The sequence below is a fragment of the Microbispora sp. KK1-11 genome (genome assembly GCF_006874435.1).
Lineage (GTDB): Bacteria > Actinomycetota > Actinomycetes > Streptosporangiales > Streptosporangiaceae > Microbispora > Microbispora catharanthi.
This window is the reverse complement of record NZ_VIRJ01000032.1, coordinates 1-16,220: the sequence shown is the minus strand read 5'-3', so window position 1 is coordinate 16,220 and position 16,220 is coordinate 1. Positions and strand designations below refer to the sequence as shown.

The following is a 16,220-nucleotide window of genomic DNA, read 5'->3' as shown; positions in this document are numbered from 1 at the left end:
GCCACAACTCTTCCGCATGCGAGCATGGAAGCATGACGCGCGTGATCGGGCCCGACGACGAGATCGAGTCCGGCTGGGTCGAGGCCGCCTCGCTGCCGGAGGCGTCCGCGCTGGCCCGGGCGGGACACACCGTCGTGGTGACGCTCCCCGGCGACGAGACCGAGGCGATCGCGGCCGCCGCGGCCTACGCCTGGGCGGGCGCGAGCGTCTTCCGGACGTCCCACGACGTACGGCAGGCACTCGACATGACCGAGGCCCTGCTGGGCCGCCGGCCCCCCGCCCTGACCCGCCGCGGCCTGGCCTAGAGGCCCTCCTAGCTCTCGCCGAGTTCCTCGCCCGTGGGGCTGAGGTGGAGGGTGGGCCGCTCCAGCATGTCGAGCGCCTCCTCCACCGTGGTCGCCCACGAGATCGCGTCGAACACGTTCGGCCGCGTGAAGCCCTGCTCGTACATGCCGTCGACCAGGTCGCGCAGCGGCCCGTACAGGCCCCACGGGTCGAGGACGACCAGCGGCCGCTCGTGCATGCCGAGCACCCGGGAGGTCCAGATCTCGAACAGCTCCTCCAAGGTGCCGATGCCGCCCGGAAGCACGAGGAACGCGTCGGACCTGGCGTCCATGATCCCCTTGCGCTCACGCATGTCGGCGGTGACGATCAGCTCGTCGGAGTCGGTGTCGGCGATCTCGACGTCGACGAGGGCCTGGGGGATCACCCCGACCGTGTGGCCGCCGCCGTCGCGGACGGCCCGGGCGACCTCGCCCATGCAGGAGACGATGGCGCCCCCGCTCACGAGGCCGTGGCCACGGCGGGCCAGTTCGGCGCCCACCTCCCGGGCGAGGTCGACGTACTTGCGGTCGATCTTCTGGCTGGACGAGCAGTACACGCAGACGAACACGTCGCAACCCTACTGAGTGGCGGAGCGCCGGTCGGCCTCCACGATGAGGCGCACGGCCTCGTCGGGGTCGTCGGTGACCGAGACCAGCTCGACGTCCTGCGGCGAGACCTTCCCTGTGGCCAGCAGCGTGTCGCGGATCCAGTCGATCAGCGGCGACCAGAACGAGACGCCCATCATGATCACCGGGAACGAGGTGACCTTCCGCGTCTGCACCAGGGTCAGCGCCTCGAACAGCTCGTCGAGCGTTCCGAACCCGCCGGGCAGGGCCACGAATCCGCTGGCGTACTTCACGAACATCGTCTTGCGCACGAAGAAATAGCGGAACTCGATGCCGAGGTCCACGTAGTCGTTGAGGCGCTGCTCGTGCGGCAGTTCGATGCCGAGGCCGACCGAGACGCCGCCGGCTTCCAGCGCGCCCTTGTTGGCCGCCTCCATCACCCCGGGGCCGCCGCCGGTGATCACCGCGTAGCCCGCCTTGGCGAGCGCCGCGCCGACCTTCACCCCGAGTTCGTACTCGGGGCTGTCGGGACCGGTGCGGGCCGAGCCGAAGACGGTCACCGCAGGAGGAAGGTCGGCGAGGGCGCCGAAGCCCTCGACGAACTCCGACTGGATGCGCAGGACCCGCCAGGGATCCTCGTGCAGCCAGCCGGTGGGGCCGCGACGGTCGAGCAGGCGCTGGTCGTGGGTGGATTCGGGGACGAGTCCGCCGCGGACCAGCGACGGACCCTGCCGGCGTTCGGGTCGGGTGTGGTTCATGACGGTCACGCTAACGGTCGGGATCGGGAACGGTGCAAGACGCTCGCACTGCCCGGCGCCCCGCGCCCCAAACGCACCGGAAGAATCTTGAAAAGATCCTCGGAAGGACGGAACCGGTCGTCGCCGAGGCTCCGTCTAAGAAACGAGGGTGCTGCTCGGGACGAAAGTGGCTTTCCCCGCCAAATGGCCGGCGAGGAAAGCCACTTTCTTCTGTCTACGGGCTATCCGGCCAGCCAGGCCGTCATCCGGCGCTCGCTCTCGACGATCTTGGCCAGGCTCACGTTCTCCCCCGCCGTGTGCGCGATGTCGGGATTGCCCGGGCCGCAGTTGACGGCGGGCATCCCGAGGGCCGAGAACCGCGCGACGTCGGTCCAGCCGAGCTTGGCCCGGGGCGTGCCGCCGATCGCGGCGGCGAACGCCGCGGCGACGGGGTGGGTCAGCCCCGGCCGCGCGCCCGGCGCTCCGTCCGTGAGCCGCACGTCGAAGCCGTCGAAGACCTCCTGGACGTGGGCGAACGCCTCCTCCAGGGTGCGGTCGGGGGCGAAACGGTAGTTCACGGTCACCACGCACTCATCCGGGATCACGTTCCCGGCCACGCCGCCGCGTACGCCCACCGCGTTGAGCCCCTCACGGAACTGGAGGCCGTCCACCAGCGGGCGCCGCGCCTCGTACCGGCCGAGGGTCTCCAGGACCGGCGCGACGCCGTGGATGGCGTTGACGCCTTCCCACGACCGGGCGCTGTGCGCGCGCACGCCCTTCACCGTGATCTCGGCGCGCAGCGTGCCCTGGCAGCCGCCCTCGATCAGCCCGTCCGTCGGCTCCATCACGACCGCGAAGTCGCCCGTGATCCATTCGGGATGGGTGCGGGTGAGCCGCAGCAGGCCGCTCCGCTCGGCCTCGATCTCCTCGCAGTCGTAGAAGACGAAGGTCAGGTCGCGGTTCGGCTCGGCCAGCAGGCAGAGCTTGAGCTGGACGGCCACGCCGCTCTTCATGTCGGACGTCCCGCAGCCGTACAGCACGCCGTCCTCGACCCTGCTGGGCAGGTTGTCCGCCACCGGGACCGTGTCGATGTGCCCGGCGATCACCACGCGCTCGGCCCGGCCGAGGTCGGTCCGCGCCACCACCGCGTCGCCGTCCCGCAGCACCGTCAGGTGCGGCAGCGGATCGAGCGCCTCCTCGATGGCGTCGGCCAGCGCCTTCTCCGCGCCGCTCACCGATTCGATGTCCACCAGTCGCGCCGTCAGCGCGCCCACGTCCTGGGCAAGGTCAAGCCGCATGCCATCCGACCTTAATCCACGGGAATCCACGGGCTCACGCGACCTGCACGGTGGCGACGGGCTTGGTGGCCTTGCGCCAGCCGTCGTGGCCGCTGGCGGCCGTCCAGGTCACGCCCTCGAAGCGCACCTGGCGCAGGCCGTACTTCTGCGCGTGGGTGACGTACCAGGCGGCGACCAGCCAGCCGCGCTTGGGCGCGGAGTCCGTGCCGAGCGCGCGCACGAGCTGCTTGCGCGCGGCCTCGGTCTGCGGCGTGACCGGCTTGTCGGACGGCGGGTACCAGCAGTGCACCGCCTGGGGCACGCGCCCGATGAACGCCGCCGAGAGGATCTTGGCGTTGTACTCGTGCTCCGCGTAGGCCGAGCCGTCGGCGGAGCGCTGCACGGCCTGGGCCGCCTCGTGCAGCGGCAGGGTCCGGTAGTGCTTCACCTTCTCCAGGGCGGCGAAGAACTTCCGCGCCGCGTAGACCGGGTCCTGCAACTGCTCGGCCGTCCCCCAGCCCTGCGAGGGCCGCTGCTGGAAGACGCCCACCGAGTCGCGGTCGCCGTACGGCAGGTTGGCCAGCTTGGACTCCTGGATCGCCGTGACGTAGGCGATCTGAAGGGCGCGCTCGGGCAGCTTGCGCCGCACAGCGACGGCGGCGATGGTCGCGGCCACCTGGGCCTGCTCGATGTCGAGGTCGAGCGTGCCGTCGGCAGTCTTGATCATGCAGTGTTCGCCGAGAGCGAACGGTTGGGTCCGCTTCAGCAGGTGATAGGCGCCGTAGAAGATGGCCGCGCCCAGCAGGACGACGATGACCATGACGGTCACGACAGGTTTGGTAAGGCGCCGTTCCACAAGCAGAACCTACCCGTGTGATCAGGGAAGCCGATCCACTCGGATGGACCCCGGAGTGAGCGGCCGGGCGTAGGACGACTCCCATTGGCCGCCCTGCACACGCTGGAACGACAGCAGGCGGCCGTCGCCGGCCCGGTAGTCGGCGAAGTCGAGCAGGCCGCGCTCGGGCAGCCCGGTGGTCCCCTCCGAGCGGAAGGCGGCCGTGCCGCGCTCGATGGGATAGAACTCCAGGCCGTCCACGATGAGCATGTGCCTGGCCGGCACCATGCCCTGGGTCGGCACGTCGGTCCACAACAGGACCTCCAGGTGGAGGGGCTCGCCCTCCTTGCCCGGCCGTTCCTCGACCGACAACCAGTTGTAGCGCCGGGCGCCCTCGTCCAGCAGGTACTCCGTCCACTTCTCGCCCTGCATCGTGCAGTGCAGGGCGCCGACGGCCCGATAGCGGGCGGCCTCCACGTAGACGGTGTCGCCCACCCTGATGGTGCGGGGGTCGAAGAAGTCGGGATCGGCCTCGGGGTCACGCGCGGGCGACTCCCCCGGAGCGGCGGGCGGAGTGCGGACCGGCTCGCGCGCACGCGTGCGCCGGGTCGCGGCGATGGCGCCCAGCACGACGACGACCGTGGCGAGGCCCAGCACGATCACGATCGCTGTCGTCATGGCGGGCGATCCTACTGGAGGCGGCTCACCGCCGCATCGACGCGCTCGTCCGTGGCGGTGATGGCGATGCGGACGTGACCCCGCCCGGCGTCGCCGTAGAACTCGCCCGGCGCGACGAGGATGCCCCTCTCGGCCAGGGCGCGCACCTGGTCCCAGCAGCCGGTGCCGTCGGTGGCCCACAGGTAGAGCCCGGCGGACGAGTGCTCGATCCGCCAGCCGGCCCGCTCCAGCGCGGGCCGCAGCACCGCCCTGCGCCGGGCGTACCGCTCCCGCTGCTCGTCGGCGTGCGCGTCGTCGTCGAGCACGGCCGCCGTCGCGGCCTGAACCGGGGCGGGCATCATCATGCCGGCGTGCTTGCGCACCTCCAGCAGCCGCCGTACGAGCCGGGGGTCGCCGGCGACGAAGCCGGCGCGATATCCGGCGAAGTTCGACCGCTTCGACAGCGAGTGGACCGCGAGCAGGTTCTCGTGGGAGCCCTCGCACACGTCCGGGTGGAGGACGGAGATCGGGTGGTCCTCCCAGCCCAGCTCGATGTAGCACTCGTCGGACGCGACGATCGCGCCGCGCTCGCGCGCCCACGCGACGACCTTGCGCAGGTGCTCGGCGGGCAGGACGCGCCCGGTGGGGTTGGACGGCGAGTTCACCCAGACGAGGGGCACCCGCTCGGGGCCCAGCGCGAGGAGCCCGTCGGTCGCGTAGGGCTCGGCCCCGGCCAGCCTCGCACCCACGTCGTACGTGGGGTAGGCGAGCTCGGGGAAGACCACGCGCTCGCCGGGCCGCACGCCGAGCAGCGTCGGCAGCCAGGCCACCAGTTCCTTGGAGCCGATGGTCGGCAGCACGTCGGCGGGATCGACCGTGACACCGTGCCGCCGCCGCAGCCAGCCCGCGGCCGCCTCACGCAGCCGCGGCGTGCCGTACGTCAGGGGATAGCCGGGGCTGTCGGCGGCGGCGGCGAGCGCCTCACGGGCGACCGGGGGCACCGGGTCGACCGGCGTGCCGACCGACAGGTCGACGATCCCGCCGGGATGCGCCCGCGCCAGGTCCTGATAGGGCACGAGCCGATCCCATGGGAAGTCCGGCAACACAAGCAAAGAAAATCCCCCAGTCGTCACGGACCGCGCCGGTTCAGGCGTCGGTCAGTGGTCCTCGCCCTGCGGCGGGAGCGCCGCGACGAGCGGGTGGTCCTTGTTGATCTTTCCGACCTTCGAGGCGCCGCCGGGCGAGCCCAGCTCCTCGAAGAAGTCGACGTTGGCCTTGTAGAAGTCCTTCCACTGCTCGGGAAGGTCGTCTTCGTAGAAAATCGCCTCTACGGGGCACACCGGCTCGCACGCACCGCAGTCCACGCACTCGTCGGGGTGGATGTAGAGCATGCGTTCGCCCTCGTAGATGCAATCGACGGGGCACTCCTCGATGCACGCCTTGTCCAGGACGTCCACGCAAGGCTGCGCGATGACGTACGTCACCTCGGGCTCCTTCTGGGTTGCACGGCTCGACCGCGGGTTGCTAGCCCTAGTATTGCGGTGCCTGCCGACTAGCCGGAACAGGAGGGGGGCAATCGTCGTGGCCCCTCGGCTCGGAGCCCGTCTCGTGGTCGCCATCACCCCTGCCGACGTGGGCAAACGGGTGACGACGCGACGCAGGGTGCCCGGCGGGCACCGGGACGCCGTCGGCGTGTTGGAATCCTGGCACGACGGGGTGCTCACCGTGCGGAAACGGGACGGAAGCCTCGTAGAGATCGCCGAGGACACCCTGGCCGCGGCCAAGGTCGTGCCGCCCGCGCCGCCCGCCCGGTAATCGCCGCGCCAGTAATCGGCGTGCATGATGCGGACGCCGACTCGGTAATGCCTCAGCGCGCCGCCGCGAACGACCGCCGCGACGCGGGGAGCATACGCGGCGTGACCAAACGTGCCTGCGTCGTGACGATCTCCTCGGCGGCCGTCCTCCTGTTCGCGGCCTCGGCGTGCTCGAAGCCGTCGTCGTCGGACAAGCCGCTGCCGCCCCTGAACCCCCGGGCCGACAGCCTGGAGTCGGGGTTCGGCACCATGGACAGGCTCGTCGAGGCGGCCAAGAAGGAGGGCGCGCTCACGGTCGTGGGCCTGCCGGGCGGCTGGGTCGGTTACAAGGAGATCATCGCCCGCTTCTCCGACAAGTACGGCATCAAGGTGACCTCGATCGTGCCGGAGGCGAGCAGCAAGCAGGAGATCGACACCGCGGCCCGTCTGAAGGGGACGAATCAGGCGCCTGACGTGTTCGATCTCAGCCTGGAGGTCGCGGTCGCCGACGCCAAGCTGTTCGCGCCCTACCGCGTGACCGGCTGGGCGGACATCCCCGACGAGGCCAAGGAGCAGCGGGGACGCTGGTTCGCCGCCTACGGCGGATACATGTCGATCGGCTACGACCCGAGGAAGGTTCCCGCCCCCGCGTCGTACGGCGCGCTGGTCAGGCCGGGGACGATCGTGGCGCTGCCGGGCGACCCGCGCCGGGTGGCGTCGGCGTTCAGCGCCGTGATGGCCGCCTCGCTCGGCAACGGACTGCCGAACGCCGCGCGGGGCGTGGACCTGTTCGCGCGGCTGAAGAAGGGCGGCATGCTCGGCCGGCCCGACCAGGCGACCGCGGTGGTGGACTGGGACTACATGAACGCGGCGCGGGCGGCCTCCGGCCGCGGCGCGGCGGCCTGGCGGGTGACGATCCCGAAGAACGAGGTGCTCGCCTCCTACTACATGCAGGCGATCAGCGCCGACGCGCCACACCCGGCCGCCGCCCGGCTGTGGGAGGAGTTCCTGCTGTCCGACGAGGGCCAGAACCTCTTCCTCAAGGCGTACGCGCGGCCCGCCCGGATGGAGGCCATGGAGATGCACGACACGCTGGACGGGGACGCCGCCGCCAGGCTGCCGGAGGCGTCCGGCGACCCGGTGATCCTGAACATCCCCGAGCAGGATCAGGCCAAGTCATACGTGACCGCGCATTGGGCCCAGATGGTCGGCTGAGTCCCCCGATCTCGCGGAGGCGACGGAAGCCGTAAAGTGTGTCGTTATCCCAGCAGTCTCACAAGTCGGCATGAGATTGCGGCAATCCCGACACCGGGCACCACGTGTCAGAATGCGAGCCGATCTTGAGGTACGAAACTCCCAGTCTCACCCGATGGAACGCTCGCGCCTACGACAGCTCCTTCGGCTACGTCTCGGCTCAGGGCGCGCCGCTGGTGGAACTGCTCGACCCGCGCCCCGGTGAGCGCGTGCTCGACCTCGGATGCGGCACCGGCGTGCTCACCGCCGACATCGCCAGGCGCGGCGCCCACGTGCTGGGCATCGACGGCTCCCACTCCATGATCGAGCAGGCCATCGCACACCATCCCGGACTCGACTTCACCGTGGGCGACGCTTACGACTTCACCGTCGCGCAGCCGTACGACGCGGTCTTCTCGAACGCCGCGCTGCACTGGATGAGCCGCGACCCCGACGCGGTGATCGACTGCGTGCGGGAGGCGCTGCGGCCGGGCGGCCGGTTCGTCGCCGAGATGGGCGGCGCGGGCAACTGCGCGGCCCTGACCTCCGCCGTGCTCACCGCCTGGCGGGAGTACGGCCTGCCCGAGCCCGAGCTGCCGTGGTACTTCCCCAGCCCCGCCGAGTACGCCCACCGCCTGGAGAAGGGCGGTTTCACGGTCCGGCTGCTGGAGTATTTCGACCGCCCCACCCCGCTCGACGAGTGCCCGAACGGCGCGGCCGACTGGGTCCGGATGTTCGCCGGTTCGCTGCTCGGCCGGGTCCCCCCGGCGGCCGTGGAGCCGCTGCTGCGCCGGGTCAACGAACTGGCCGCCCCCGCGCTGCGCCGGGAGACCGGCTGGATGGCCGACTACGTCCGTCTCCGTTTCGCCGCAGAACGTCACTGACATCTCCACCACGACGGGGCGATTTGCCAGACTATGGACTGGTCTTTGTGAGTGATGGGGAACGCATGAACTTCTGCCTGAGTGACCTCGTGCCACCGCTGCGCTGGAGTGACGCTGCCCGCATCACGGCCCTGGCCGACCGGCCAGGCCTGCCGGACGCCTGGTGGCGGACGCTGCCCCTGCACCGGGTGCTCGCCGTCCTGGACGCCGAGGCGCTGGGCGACCTGCTCACCGAGCTCGCGGTCGACCACTGGCCGGCGGCGGCCGTCGGCGACGTGCTGCCCGCGCTGCACGTGCTCGACCCCGACGAGGCCGACGACCCGCAGGTCGCGATCGCGCTCGACCGGGCGGGGTCGTGGCACGGCCTGCTCGCGCTGTCCGGCCGGGAGCTGGCCGACCAGCCGTTCGTCAAGGCCCGCCCCGTGCTGACCGCTCTGTTCACCGCCGTGTTCTTACGGATGTCCCCGGAGGAGGCCCCGCCGGTCTCCAAACCGGTCTCCAAACCGGTCTTCGGGCCGGTCTCCGAGCCCGTGGAGGATCCCCCGGAGGAACAGGTCGCGGAAGAAGAGGTCCCGGAACAGCAGGTCCCGGAACAGCAGGTCGCGGACATCCCCGAGCTGATCGACGCGGCGTTCGGCGACCTGGACGACCAGACCTGGATGGTGGCGCAGAACCGGGTCTTCTCCGAGGAACCGTCCGACCCCGAGCAGCTGGCCAGGCTGCTCGCCGTCCATCCCGCCGTCATCCAGGACCTCGAAGCGGCCCTGCGCGACCGGCTGTCCCGCTGGCTCGCGCTGCCGGAGGCGAAGCCGTACAACGAGCATCTGACCTGGCTCACCGACACCTTCGGGGCCGCGGTCCCGAAGGAGCGGTTCGTCACGGCGGCCGAGTGGCACGGGCGCGAACTGCGCTCGCTGGAGGTGCCCGCCTGGCGGTTCGTGCTCGCCACGTTGCCCGGATACCGCCTCTTCGGCGACTGGCTCGTGGCCGGCGACATCGAGGAACTGCGGGAGAGGACACGGAACCTGATCGCCTCGGCCGAGCGCCCGCCGACCGTCCCCCAGGCGCTGGAGATGATCGGCACTCTCGGCGTCCGTCCCGACGTCGCCAGGCAGTGGCTGGAGAGCGTGCCGCAACTGCGCGCGCAGAAGGCGTCGGAGATCAGTACGCCGGACCGGCAGCCGGGCGGGCAGCAGGACCGGCAGCCGGGCGGGCAGCAGGGCGGCCTCAAGGACGTCGCGCTGACCCGGCGGTGCTTCCGGCAGCCGGACGGCAGGTGGTGGCTCAGGGTCGACGTCTCCGGCGACCACCTCCACGGCGGCGAGGTGCCGCTGCCGAGCGGGTTCGCGGCGTACATCGGTCTCGCGCCGGGCGAGGACCGCACGGTGCGCAGCGCGGGCGGGGAGGTCGGCCTGTCCTGGCACGCGCGGCCGGTCCTGGGCTCCCTCCAGCGGATTCTCAGCGAGGTCTCGGCCGAGGAGGGCAGCCACATCTTCCTGACCCTGTCCGAGGAGGGCATGCTGCGCGTACGGCACCTGCCGGCGGCGAACGGCGGCGACGAGACGAGCCGCGCGCTGCGTCTGGTGGGCTACACCGCGCCGAGCGGCACGCCCGAGCAGGCCGCGCGGGTGATCGCGACGCGCGTCGGCCTCACCGCACCCGTCGGGCGGCCCGAACTCCTCGCGCGGCTGCGAGAACGCGGGGACCGCGACCTGCTGACCCTGCTGGGATAGCCGATGCCCCGGCTCGCGATCTCCCCGGAGTTCCTGCGCGGGCTCGGCGCGCTCACCCGGCCGGTCCGCCGGGACGTCGCCGTCGCGCTACGCCGATTCCTGCTGAACGCGTCCGCCGCGCCGCACCCCGAGAGGGTGCGCAACTCCCGCGACTCCCGCGTCGCCACGCTGCGGCTCGCCGACCGCCACCGGGGGGTGGTGGTGCGCCAGGAGGACGTCTACTGGCTGCTCACCGTGCTGCCGGACGCCGAGGCGTGGTCGTACGCGCAGCGGCACAGGTTCGGCGTCAACACGGCCATCGGGATCGTCGAGACCTGGGACGCCGAGGCCCTGGAGCGGATCGAGCCGGCCCTGCGCCGCGCGTCGGAGACCGGCGGCCGGCCGCTGTTCGAGAACTGGTGCGACGCCGATCTGCTGAACATCGGCGTCGACGCCCACCTGCTGCCGCTGCTGCGGCTGATGACGTCGGAGTCGCATCTCGCGGCCGTGGAGCCGCTGCTCCCGTACAGTCAGTACGCGCCGCTCGCCGCGCTCGCCTGCGGCGGCTCGCTCGCGGCGGCCTGGCGCGAACTGGACGCCTGCCGCTCCCGCGTCGCCGACGAGATCGATCCCGAGGACCTCCTGGCGGCGCTGCGGCGCAGCCCCGACCGGGCCGCGTTCGCCGCCGACGCCGCGGAACTCGAACGCATACTCACGCTGCCCGGCTGGTGCACGTTCCTCTACCCGCCGCAGCACACGTACGCCAACTGGCCGGCGTACGAGCAGCCGGTGCTGATCACCGGGGGCGCGGGCACCGGGAAGACGGTCATCGCGCTGCACCGGGCGGCTCTGCTGGCTCGCGCGGCCACCGGCCAGGTGCTGCTGGTGACGTTCTCCCAGAGCCTCGCGACCGAGCTGTCCGCGCGGCTCGACATGATCATCAAGGACGAGGTGGTCCGCAAGCGCGTCGAGGTGGGCAACGTCGACAGGATCGCGCACCGCATCGTCGCCGAGGCGGAGGGCCGCGCCCCCGCCCTCGTCTCCTCCGACGACCTGGCCGAGCTGTGGCAGGAGGCGGCCGTCGGGCGCTTCGGCAGCGCGTTCCTGCTGCGCGAGTGGGAGCAGGTGATCCTCGCGCAGAACCTGCGGACGCTGGAGGAGTATCAGTCCGCCGCCCGGCCCGGGCGCGGCGTCCAGCTCGACGCCGATGCCAGGACGATGGTGTGGGAGGCCGTCCAGCAGGTCGTACGGCGCCTGCGCGAGTCCGGCCGGCGCACCCTGCTCCAGCTCGCCTCCGAGGCGGCGGGCCTGCTCGGGCGGGCCGTGGGCGACCTGCTGGGCGACGAGGCGCCGGGGCGGGAGCCGTACCGGCACATCGTGGTGGACGAGGCGCAGGACCTGCACCCGGCCCAGTGGCGGCTGCTGCGGGCGGCGGTCCCCGTCGCCCCGAACGACCTGTTCATCCTGGGGGACCCGCACCAGCGCATGTTCGACACGCGGGTCGCGCTGGCGGACGTGGGCATCCCCGCCCGCCAGTTCCGCCTGAAGATCTCCCACCGGCTGCCCGCCGAGACCCTGTCGTGGGGAGTGCGCCTGCGCGGCGGTGGTCCGGCCGACGGCCTGGTCGCGGGCAGCGCCGCGATGTACGGCTACCGCGCGCTGGACTACGGCACGCGTCCGATGGTGCGCGAGTACGTGGACGCGGAGGCGGAGATCGCCGGGCTCGTCTCCACCGTGGCCGAATGGCTGGAGGAGGGCGTGCCGACCGCCCAGATCGCGGTGGCCGCGCGTACCTCCGACCTCGTGCGTACCGCCCGCACCGCACTACGCGAAGCGGGCATCACGGTCAAAGTCACCTCCCTTCATGGCATGAAAGGGCTGGAATTCCGCCGGGTGGCCGTGATAGGCGTGGCTGACGGAATCGTGCCGGCGCCGGACGCGCTGACCCCGGCCGACGAGGACCCGACGGCCCGGGCGCACGATCTGCAACGCGAACGGGGGCTGCTCTACGTGGCGTGCACGCGAGCGGGGGAGTTGCTCTACGTGTCCTATTCGGGGCGCGCCAGTCCCTTCATCCCGGCCTGACGTCCGATCCCCTAGTCTGAACTGCGGATATATTCCCCTTGCCGGTTGGACCTGCATGAACCTCAGCCTTAGCGACATCGTGCCTCCGCTGCGCTGGACCGCGCCCAGCCAGGTAGAGCCGATCGCGAGCGACCCCGGTCTTCCCGACGCGTGGTGGCAGGCGCTTCCCCTCGACCGGGCCTGCGCGGCGGTGGGAACCGCTCAGGTCGCCTCCCGGCTCGCCGACCTCACCACCGCCTGCTGGGCACACCTGGTCCTCGGCGACATCCTCCCGCTGCTGAGGTTCACCCACCCGGAGGAGAGCCTCCAGACGCCCGGCCCCCGGGAGAGCGTCCACGACCTGTACGTCGACGTGATCGACAAGCTGCTGGCCACGGAGCCCGCACGGGAGCCGGCCGGGGCGCCGGTCCCTCCGGCCCTTCCCGAGCGGCCGATGCCCGAGATCATCGACGAGATCTTCGCCCGGCTGGACGACCGCCAGCGGGCCATCGCGCGCGACCGGCTCTACTTCGACACCTCCCAGCAGCCGGGCCAGGCCCAGCGGGCCACGCTGGACGAGCTGGCCCAGCGCTTCTCGGTCACCCGCGAGCGGATTCGGCAGATCGAGCGCGACCTGCGCGACCACGTGATGGACTGGCTGAACGGCCCGGCCGCCGCGCCGCTCAACGCCCACCTGTCCTGGCTGCGCACCCGGCTGGGCTCGGCCGTGCCCGCCGACGACGTCGCCGCCGCCGTGCCGTGGCACCGCACCGAGCTGACCACTCTCGCGATCCCCGCCTGGCGGTTCGTCCGTACGCTGCTGACCGGGTACGAGCAGGTGGACGGCTGGCTGGTCGCGGGCGGCGCGGACGAGCTCAGGGAGAAGACCAGGCAGCTGTTCGCCGACGGCCCCCGGCCGCTGGAGGAGGCGGTGTCCCTCGTCGCCCAGCTCGGCATCCGGGAGGACGTCGCCGAGCGCTGGCTGGCATCGGTGCCGCACCTGCGGGTCATGGACGGCCACGTCGTCCCCTGGCCGCGCAGCATGGGCGACAAGGCGGAGGCCGTGCTGGCGGTCGCCCACGCCCCGCTCACCCCCGAGGACATCCAGGGCCGCATCGGCGAGGACTACAGCATCGTCGGCATCCGCAACCAGCTCGCCTCCGACGAGCGGTTCATCCGGCTCGACCGCACTAAGTACGGCCTGCGGCGCTGGGGCGGCGACGAGTACCTCGGCATCCGGGAGATGATCACTCGGGAGATCGAGCGCGCGGGCGGCGAGGCGTCCGTGAGCACGGTCGTCGACAACCTGACCTCCCGCTACGACGTGAGCGAGAGCTCCATCAGGGCGTACGCCGGAGGTCCCGGGTTCGAGCGGACCCAGCGCGGCTACATCAGGGTGGCCGGCCAGGACCAGGCCGAGCCGTACCAGCCGCGCCGGGACGTCTCGATGACCCGCCGCTGCTTCCGCAGCAGGGACGGCCGCTGGTGGCACCGCGTCGACGTGAACGCCGAGCACCTGCGCGGCTCGGGCTCCCCGCTGCCGACCGGCTTCGCCGCGCACCTCGGCATGGCGCCCGGCGGGCAGCTCACCGCCTCCACCGCGTCGGGCGAGGTGGTGATCAGCTGGCACAACCAGCCGACCATCGGCTCGATCAGGAACGTTCTCGCGGAGTACAACGCGTCCGAGGGTGACCATGTCTTCCTCACGGTCTCCGACGGCGGCGAGCTGCTGACCCGCTTCCTGCCCGCGGCGGGCGCCGGGCTGCCCGCGATCAACCATGCGCTGCACCTGATCGGGTACACCGCTCCGGTGGCGTCGGAGGCCGAGGGCCTGCGTCTCATCGGCGCCCGCATCGGCCTGCCCGAGGGGGCCGTCCGCGAGGACGTCCTCGACCGCCTGCGCGAACGCGGCGACCGCGACATCATCCGCTTCCTGACCTGATCCCGGCCAAGGGGCCGGGGCGGGGATGTCGGGGGCAGCACGTAGGCTCGGAGCATGTTGCGGCTCCACGACACCCTGACCCGGCAGGTCGTGCCCGTCGCCCCGGCCGGTTCGCGGGTTCTGCGGATGTACACCTGCGCCGCGCACGGGCCCGCCGGCCTCACCGACCTGCGCCCCGCCCTGCTCGCCGACCTGGTCCGCCGCGTCGCCGAACGCGCCAATCTGCGGGTGCTCGCGTGCCGCAACGTCTCCGACCTCGTTCGCCGAGACGGCGGTGACGGCCGTGATGCCGGTGACGCCCTTGAGGGAAACGGCGCGTCTCTCCACGCCGACACGCTCGCGCTCAACATGCGCGCCCCCGAGCACTCCCCCCGGACCAGCGAGACGATGGGCCTGGTGATCGAGCTCATCGGGCGGCTCATCGAGCGCGGCCACGCGTACGCGACCCCGGAGGGGGCGGTGTTCTTCGACGCGGCGTCCTTCCCCACGTACGGCGAGATCTCCGGCAAGCCGGGCTCGGCGTCCGACTGGCCCCTCTGGGAGCCGGTGGCGGAGTCCCAGGGGGATTCGGCCGGCGGCGACGCCGGAGCGGTCTGGGACGCGCCCTGGGGCCGTGGTCTCCCCGGCCGCGACGTGGAGTGCTCGGCCACGCCGCTGCGCTTCCTCGGCCCCCACTTCGACCTGTACGTGGGCAGGGCCGACCTGTGCTTCCCCCACCACGAGAGGGCGCGGGCCCAGTCGAACGCCGCCACAGGTCAGGAGGCCGCCGCCCACTGGGCGCACTCCGGGCACCTGCTGTTCGAGGGCCGCCCGGCCGACACCGGGCACGTCGTGCCACTGTCCGGCGTCGTCGCCGCCGGTCTCGATCCCCTCGCCGTACGGCTGGCCCTGCTGGAACACCACTACCGGCGGCCGATCGACCTCACCTGGGACGCTCTTCACGCCGCCGACGAGGAACTGCGGCGGCTTCGGCGGCGGGTGGCCGAATGGGCGGAGTCACCGAGCCGTCCGATCGACGACGCCCACTCCGGGCGCGTCCAGCGGGCGCTGGAGGACGACCTCGACACGCCCGCGGCGCTACGCCTGCTGCGCGACCTGGAAGCCGACGAGTCGGTCGCGCCCGGGTCCAAGTTCGAGACCTTCCTCCACTTCGACCACGTGCTCGCCCTCGATCTGCCCGCCGACATCGGCCGGATCTAACGGGCACTCCTCACGCGTCTGCACGGACCGGGCGCTTCTCACGCGTCTGCACGGGGCGGCCGGTCCGCTTCTCACGCATCTGCACGGGCCGGGCCTACCTTCCGTTCGCACGTGCTGGCGGCCGGCCCCGCAGCGGGTCCACGTCCGGCGCGCAGGAAGGCCGGAGCCGCGTGAGCGCCCGGCATGGGGGACGGCCCCGGCAGCCACCTCCGTTCCCTTCCTGTCCTTTCTTTTCCTGCGAGCTCGTAAGTCCCGGGTTCCTGCGGCCGGTGACGGCCCTGCGGCGGGAACGGCGGCGCGCCCCGCCTCCCCCGCCCGGCGCGCGCCCTTACCCCACAGGGCGTCGAACACGACTGAGAGGGGCACCCCGGACAGCCAGCCCTCGCGGCCCTCAAGCGCGCGAGCGCAGCCGGACGGCTCAACCTGTCGCTCCAACAATTCCCTGCTCACCGGGTGTGCAAGGCACAAGGGCGTGAAAGAATTCATACACGTATTCGAATCAAGCGAGGAGGGCGCAGTGGATCTGTTTGCTGTCGATCCTGACCGCTCTCGTCGTTCGAATAACGCTGAAGGCGACTGGTGGGACCGGTTGACCGCCGACTCGCCGTTGTGGGCGCCCAGGGGCTCACATTCCTGCGGCTGTCGAGCCGACAACAAGGTCTCGGGCTCCGCCGGCAGCGACACCGCCGGCAGCGACACCGCCGGCAGCGATACCGCTGCCAGTGATGCGGCCGAAGGTGATGCCGCTGAGGACGGTGCCAGTGCTGCAAATGGCTCGGGAGCCGGTCCTTGTGGATCAGGCGCCGGTCGAGGCCGATCGTCGTGGGTGCTGGTTGGCTCTCTTCGCGAGTCGGCGCAGGCGTTGGCGCTGGCGCCGTTGCCGGACGATGCGGATATCTGTCTTGCTGAGGCTGAGGAGTTGCTGTTCGCGCGGGATCGGATCACGTGTGCGTTGGCGGATCGGGTGGGGCGGGTGCATGGTGCGGGGCAGGCCAA

General features: G+C 71.8%; 15 protein-coding genes and 1 pseudogene. 9 read left to right on the top strand and 7 right to left on the bottom strand.

Features of this window, described 5'->3' with window-relative positions:
- Positions 1 to 32: 32 nt before the first annotated feature.
- Positions 33 to 305 carry a hypothetical protein gene (locus FLW16_RS44090; protein WP_185949718.1) on the top strand — a complete coding sequence of 91 codons (273 nt, stop codon included), beginning with the start codon at positions 33 to 35 and terminating at the stop codon, positions 303 to 305.
- 8 nt (positions 306 to 313) lie between these two features.
- Here FLW16_RS44090 and FLW16_RS34145 read toward each other — a convergent pair whose 3' ends face one another.
- From FLW16_RS34145 to fdxA, 7 genes are all read right to left on the bottom strand, one after another.
- Positions 314 to 892, bottom strand: a complete 579-nt coding sequence (locus FLW16_RS34145) for a TIGR00730 family Rossman fold protein (RefSeq protein ID WP_142564485.1) — start codon at positions 890 to 892, stop codon at positions 314 to 316.
- A 9-nt stretch (positions 893 to 901) separates the two neighbouring features.
- Complete coding sequence (locus FLW16_RS34140) at positions 902 to 1,648, bottom strand: TIGR00730 family Rossman fold protein (RefSeq protein WP_142564483.1); 747 nt, start codon at positions 1,646 to 1,648, stop codon at positions 902 to 904.
- 221 nt (positions 1,649 to 1,869) lie between these two features.
- Complete coding sequence (gene dapE, locus FLW16_RS34135) at positions 1,870 to 2,925, bottom strand: succinyl-diaminopimelate desuccinylase (RefSeq protein ID WP_142564481.1); 1,056 nt, start codon at positions 2,923 to 2,925, stop codon at positions 1,870 to 1,872.
- A gap of 34 nt (positions 2,926 to 2,959) precedes the next feature.
- Positions 2,960 to 3,724 carry a hypothetical protein gene (locus FLW16_RS34130; protein WP_260615898.1) on the bottom strand — a complete coding sequence of 255 codons (765 nt, stop codon included), beginning with the start codon at positions 3,722 to 3,724 and terminating at the stop codon, positions 2,960 to 2,962.
- A 57-nt stretch (positions 3,725 to 3,781) separates the two neighbouring features.
- Positions 3,782 to 4,417 carry a DUF4178 domain-containing protein gene (locus FLW16_RS34125; protein ID WP_142564476.1) on the bottom strand — a complete coding sequence of 212 codons (636 nt, stop codon included), beginning with the start codon at positions 4,415 to 4,417 and terminating at the stop codon, positions 3,782 to 3,784.
- Positions 4,418 to 4,428: 11 nt separating this feature from the next.
- A complete protein-coding gene (gene dapC, locus FLW16_RS34120) occupies positions 4,429 to 5,508 on the bottom strand; it encodes a succinyldiaminopimelate transaminase (protein WP_142564474.1) in 1,080 nt (359 codons plus the stop codon).
- A gap of 45 nt (positions 5,509 to 5,553) precedes the next feature.
- A complete protein-coding gene (gene fdxA / locus FLW16_RS34115) occupies positions 5,554 to 5,880 on the bottom strand; it encodes a ferredoxin (RefSeq protein ID WP_030507471.1) in 327 nt (108 codons plus the stop codon).
- A gap of 97 nt (positions 5,881 to 5,977) precedes the next feature.
- On the opposite strand from fdxA, the gene FLW16_RS34110 reads away from it, so the two are divergent.
- The 8 genes and pseudogenes from FLW16_RS34110 to FLW16_RS34075 all read left to right on the top strand — a co-directional run.
- A complete protein-coding gene (locus FLW16_RS34110; RefSeq protein WP_142564472.1) occupies positions 5,978 to 6,211 on the top strand; it encodes a hypothetical protein in 234 nt (77 codons plus the stop codon).
- A gap of 101 nt (positions 6,212 to 6,312) precedes the next feature.
- Complete coding sequence (locus FLW16_RS34105; RefSeq protein WP_260615874.1) at positions 6,313 to 7,404, top strand: ABC transporter substrate-binding protein; 1,092 nt, start codon at positions 6,313 to 6,315, stop codon at positions 7,402 to 7,404.
- A gap of 125 nt (positions 7,405 to 7,529) precedes the next feature.
- Complete coding sequence (locus tag FLW16_RS34100) at positions 7,530 to 8,306, top strand: trans-aconitate 2-methyltransferase (protein ID WP_142564470.1); 777 nt, start codon at positions 7,530 to 7,532, stop codon at positions 8,304 to 8,306.
- Between the two features lie 65 nt (positions 8,307 to 8,371).
- On the top strand, positions 8,372 to 10,039 hold the full coding sequence (locus FLW16_RS34095) for a hypothetical protein (RefSeq protein ID WP_142564468.1): 1,668 nt from the start codon (positions 8,372 to 8,374) through the stop codon (positions 10,037 to 10,039).
- 3 nt (positions 10,040 to 10,042) lie between these two features.
- Complete coding sequence (locus FLW16_RS34090; RefSeq protein WP_142564466.1) at positions 10,043 to 12,103, top strand: UvrD-helicase domain-containing protein; 2,061 nt, start codon at positions 10,043 to 10,045, stop codon at positions 12,101 to 12,103.
- Between the two features lie 55 nt (positions 12,104 to 12,158).
- A complete protein-coding gene (locus FLW16_RS34085; RefSeq protein ID WP_142564464.1) occupies positions 12,159 to 14,024 on the top strand; it encodes a sigma factor-like helix-turn-helix DNA-binding protein in 1,866 nt (621 codons plus the stop codon).
- A 54-nt stretch (positions 14,025 to 14,078) separates the two neighbouring features.
- The gene (locus FLW16_RS34080) at positions 14,079 to 15,224 is read left to right on the top strand and encodes a cysteine--tRNA ligase (RefSeq protein WP_142564462.1); all 1,146 of its coding nucleotides are present in this window, start codon (positions 14,079 to 14,081) and stop codon (positions 15,222 to 15,224) included.
- A 517-nt stretch (positions 15,225 to 15,741) separates the two neighbouring features.
- Positions 15,742 to 16,220 (top strand): annotated as a pseudogene (locus tag FLW16_RS34075) (hypothetical protein); the annotation flags it as partial.

Bases quoted from the DNA above. Each gene is read 5' to 3' on its own strand.
- FLW16_RS44090 (WP_185949718.1), top strand. From the start codon at position 33: ATGACGCGCGTGATCGGGCCCGACGACGAGATCGAGTCCGGCTGGGTC.
- FLW16_RS34140 (WP_142564483.1), bottom strand. From the start codon at position 1,648: ATGAACCACACCCGACCCGAACGCCGGCAGGGTCCGTCGCTGGTCCGC.
- dapE (WP_142564481.1), bottom strand. From the start codon at position 2,925: ATGCGGCTTGACCTTGCCCAGGACGTGGGCGCGCTGACGGCGCGACTG.
- FLW16_RS34130 (WP_260615898.1), bottom strand. From the start codon at position 3,724: ATGGTCATCGTCGTCCTGCTGGGCGCGGCCATCTTCTACGGCGCCTAT.
- FLW16_RS34125 (WP_142564476.1), bottom strand. From the start codon at position 4,417: ATGACGACAGCGATCGTGATCGTGCTGGGCCTCGCCACGGTCGTCGTC.
- FLW16_RS34095 (WP_142564468.1), top strand. From the start codon at position 8,372: ATGAACTTCTGCCTGAGTGACCTCGTGCCACCGCTGCGCTGGAGTGAC.
- FLW16_RS34090 (WP_142564466.1), top strand. From the start codon at position 10,043: ATGCCCCGGCTCGCGATCTCCCCGGAGTTCCTGCGCGGGCTCGGCGCG.
- FLW16_RS34085 (WP_142564464.1), top strand. From the start codon at position 12,159: ATGAACCTCAGCCTTAGCGACATCGTGCCTCCGCTGCGCTGGACCGCG.
- FLW16_RS34080 (WP_142564462.1), top strand. From the start codon at position 14,079: ATGTTGCGGCTCCACGACACCCTGACCCGGCAGGTCGTGCCCGTCGCC.